General features: G+C 71.3%; 3 protein-coding genes and 1 pseudogene. All 4 read left to right on the top strand.

The features are described 5' to 3' along the window. Positions 1 to 41: 41 nt before the first annotated feature. Complete coding sequence (gene argR, locus AC08ON_RS16680) at positions 42 to 710, top strand: arginine repressor (protein ID WP_476608279.1); 669 nt, start codon at positions 42 to 44, stop codon at positions 708 to 710. A 164-nt stretch (positions 711 to 874) separates the two neighbouring features. Then, positions 875 to 2,077, top strand: a complete 1,203-nt coding sequence (locus AC08ON_RS16675) for an argininosuccinate synthase (protein ID WP_011437554.1) — start codon at positions 875 to 877, stop codon at positions 2,075 to 2,077. Next, the gene (gene argH, locus AC08ON_RS16670; RefSeq protein ID WP_476608278.1) at positions 2,074 to 3,564 is read left to right on the top strand and encodes an argininosuccinate lyase; all 1,491 of its coding nucleotides are present in this window, start codon (positions 2,074 to 2,076) and stop codon (positions 3,562 to 3,564) included. Before AC08ON_RS16675 ends, argH begins: the two co-directional genes overlap by 4 nt. A gap of 26 nt (positions 3,565 to 3,590) precedes the next feature. Beyond that, positions 3,591 to 4,212 (top strand): annotated as a pseudogene (locus tag AC08ON_RS16665) (DNA-3-methyladenine glycosylase); the annotation flags it as partial.

Below are 4,212 nucleotides of genomic sequence, written 5' to 3'. Positions count from 1 at the left end.
TCGTCGGTGGGGGGCGCATCGTCGGTGGGGGGCACCGGGCGATGACCTCGGAAGCAGGCGCGGAGGCCGCGCGTGCCGCGCCGTTGACCAAGCACGCCCGCCAGGCTCGGCTGGCGGCGTTGATCGGTCAGCGCGGCGTGCGTTCACAGACCGAGCTCGCGCGTCTGCTGGCGGCCGAGGGCGTCCAGGTTACCCAGGCAACCCTGTCCCGTGATCTGGAGGACATCGGGGCGACCAAGGTGCGCGGTCCGGACGGCGGCTTGGTCTACGCGGTCGAGGCGAACCTCGCGCCGGCGGAGATCGTCCGGTTGTCGCTCACCCGGCTCTGCGAGGAACTGCTGGTCTCCGCGGAGGCCAACGGCGACCTGGTCGTGCTGCGCACGCCGTCGGGCGCCGCGCAGCTGTTCGCCTCGGTGCTCGACCGGGAGGCGCTTCCGGGGGTCATGGGCACGATCGCGGGGGACGACACGGTGCTCGTCGTCTGCCGGTCGGCTCCCGCAGCCGAGGCCCTGGTCCGTCCGGAGAGCTCGGTCCGTCTGGAGAGCTCGGTCCGTCCGGAGAGTTCGGTCGGTCCGGGAGATCCCGCTGGTCAGGGAGGGCATGCTGGTCCGAGGGGTCCGGCACTCGCCGCCCATCTCCTGTGGCTCGCCGACGGCCGGGCGCGTGGAGCGTCGACGGGATCGTCCGCCGTGCCAGACCAGGATGCGTAGCGGTGCGCCGGCGACGCCGTGAACCGGCCTTCCCGGCATCCTTGATGAACATAGCGCTGATTTTTGCTAAAAATAGCACTCATCGGTTTTCTTTGACCAGCCCGGCGTGATTTTCAATAATTCAACATGATTCGGATATAAAACGACATAAGGAGATAAGTACTGTGACCGAACGCGTCGTGCTTGCCTACTCGGGCGGCCTCGACACGTCCGTGGCCATCGGTTGGATCGGCGCCGAGACCGGCGCCGACGTCGTCGCGCTGGCGGTTGACGTCGGCCAGGGCGGCGAGGACCTTGAGGCCATCCGGCAGCGCGCCCTCACCTGTGGCGCGGTCGAGTCGATCGTCGTCGACGCCCGTGAGGAGTTCGCCGAGTCCTTCGTCGCTCCGGCGATCAAGAGTAATGCGCTCTACATGGACCGGTATCCGTTGATCTCGTCCCTGTCGCGACCCGTCATCGTCAGGCATCTGGTCGCTGCGGCCCGCGAGCACGGGGCGGACGCCATCGCGCACGGCTGCACCGGCAAGGGCAACGACCAGGTGCGCTTCGAGGTCGGGGTGGCGGCGCTCGCCCCCGGGCTGAGCGTGCTCGCCCCGGTGCGCGACTCGGGGATGACCCGGGACAAGGCGATCGCCTTCGCGGAGGAACGCGGCCTGCCGATCGACGTGTCGAAGAAATCGCCGTATTCCATCGACCAGAACCTGTGGGGCCGCACCGCCGAGTGCGGCGTCCTCGAGGACCCGTGGGCCCAGCCGCCGGAGGACGTCTTCGTCTACTCCGCGGACCCCACCGTCGCGCGGATCCCCGACGAGGTGACCATCTCGTTCATCGACGGTGTCCCGGTGGGGCTGGACGGGCGCTCCCTCCCGCTCGCCGATCTCGTCGCCGAGCTCAACGTCCGGGCGGGCGCCCACGGCGTGGGCCGGATCGACCTGATCGAGGACCGGCTCGTCGGCATCAAGAGCCGGGAGATCTACGAGTGCCCGGCGGCGATCACGCTGCTGACGGCCCACCGGGACCTTGAGGACCTCACGCTTGAGCGGGACGTCGCCCGGTTCAAGCGGGGCATCGACCAGCGGTGGGGTGAGATCGTCTACGACGGTCTGTGGTACTCGCCGCTGAAGAGCGCGTTGGACGCCTTCGTCGACTCCGCCAGCGCCGGAGTGTCCGGGGAGGTACGGATCCGGCTCGTGGGTGGCGTCGCCCAGGTCGTCGGCCGGCGCAGCCCAGCCAGTCTGTACGACCACGCACTGGCCACCTACGACGCCGGCGACCAGTTCGACCAGCGCGACGCCCGCGGGTTCATCGAGCTCTGGGGTCTGCCGACGAAGGTCTGGGCGGCGCGCGAGCAGCGGCTGAACCCGTGACCGCGACGCACCCGCCCGGCGGGAACGACACGACGCGCAGGGCGCCCGGTGACGGGGCGCCCGGTGACAGGGGGCCCGATGACGGGGCGCCGATGCGGCTGTGGGGCGGGCGCTTCGCCGGCGGCCCGGCGGAGGCGCTCGCCCGGCTGTCGATAAGCGTCCAGTTCGACTGGCGGCTGGCGCCCTACGATCTGCTCGCGTCGAAGTCGCACGCCCGGGTCCTGCACCGGGCCGGGTTGCTCGACGCCGACGAGCTCGCGGCGATGCTTGCCGCCCTGGACGAGCTCTCCGACGCGGTCGCCCAGGGCCGGTTCCGCCCGACCGTCGAGGACGAGGACGTCCACACCGCCCTCGAACGTGGTCTGCTCGAACGGCTCGGAACGCTGGGCGGAAAGCTGCGGGCCGGCCGGAGCCGCAACGACCAGGTCGCCACCGACCTGCGGCTCTACCTGCGGGACTCGGCCCGCGAGGTGGCCGCGCGGCTGACCGAGTTGTCCCACGCGCTAGTCGTGCTTGCCGAGCAGCACGTCGACACCCCGGCCCCCGGGATGACCCACCTGCAGCACGCCCAGCCGATCTCCTTCGGTCATCAGCTGCTGGCACACGTGCAGGCGTTCGTCCGGGACATCGACCGGTTGCGCGACTGGGACGTCCGGGCGTCGGTGAGCGCCCTGGGGGCCGGGGCACTGGCCGGTTCCTCGCTGCCGCTCGACCCGCAGGGGGTGGCCGTGGAGCTGGGGTTCGACCGGGCGTTCGCCAACTCCCTCGACGCGGTCTCCGACCGGGACTTCGCTGCCGAGTTCCTGTTCGTGGCGGCCCTGATCGGGGTGCACCTGTCGCGGCTCGGCGAGGAGATCGTGCTCTGGACGACGAGGGAGTTCGGCTGGGTCGAACTGGACGACGCCTTCGCGACCGGTAGCTCGATCATGCCGCAGAAGAAGAACCCGGACGTCGCGGAGCTGGCCCGGGGGAAGTCCGGCCGGCTCATCGGGGATCTGACCGGTTTCCTGGCCACCCTCAAGGGACTGCCGCTTGCCTACGACCGCGATCTGCAGGAGGACAAGGAGCCGGTCTTCGACGCGGTCGACACCCTGCTGCTGGTGTTGCCCGCGCTGACCGGCACGGTTGCGACCATGCGGGTCCGTCGCGAGCGGCTCGTCGCCGCGGCGCCCGACGGCTTCGCGCTGGCCACGGATGTCGCCGAGTACCTGGTGCGCCGAGGGGCGCCGTTTCGTCAGGCGCACGAGGCGGTCGGCCAGTTCGTGTCGTGGTGCGTGGCCCACGACGTCGATCTCGACGAGGTGTCGGACGACGATCTCGGTATGATCAACCCCCTGCTCACCCCGGACGTGCGCGAGGTGCTGTCGGTGCGGGGAGCGCTGGAGGCCCGCTCGGCCCCCGGCGGGACCGCTCCCGACCGGGTCCGCGAGCAGATCATCGCGTTGCGTCCGGTGCTGGACCGGGACCAGGCCTGGGCGGTGGGTTGACGGCACTACCCGAATCCTCGCCCGGCATGGCACCGACGGACGGTGCCGCGCCGGACGGGGTGGACTTCTATGACCGGCCCGTTCTGGCGGTCGCACCGGCTCTTCTTGGTGCGACGGTCTGGCACGGGCCGGTCGCCGTTCGGATCACCGAGGTCGAGGCGTACGGGGGGCTGGACGATCCCGCCTCGCACGCCTACCGCGGCCCGACAGCCGCGCGCGGCCGTCATGTTCGGACCGCCGGGACGGGCCTACGTCTACCTCAGTTACGGCGTCCACTGGTGTCTGAACGTGGTGTGCGGACCGGTTGGTTCGGCGTCGGCTGTGCTCCTGCGCTCCGGAGAGGTCGTGGCGGGTCGCGACCTCGTGGCGGGCCGTTTCCCGCACCTGGTCGAGGCGGACCTGGCGCGTGGCCCCGGCCGGTTGGGACGGGCGCTCGCCGTGACCGGCGCATTGAGCGGAACCCCGATCACCGGCCCGGGGCCGGTTACGGTGGCACTGGCCGGGGGCCGGGGGATCCGTCCTCCCGGCCCGCCCGGTATCTCCGGCGGCCGGGTCCGCCGCGGCCCCCGGGTGGGGATTCGGGTGGCGACCGAATGGCCCTGGCGATTCTGGCTCGCTGGCGAGGCGACGGTCAGCGGCCCGCGGCCG

It is taken from the genome of Frankia sp. CoWAU3 (assembly GCF_977971855.1).
The sequence above is the reverse complement of the archived record's forward strand: the minus strand, read 5'-3'. Positions and strand labels throughout refer to the sequence as shown.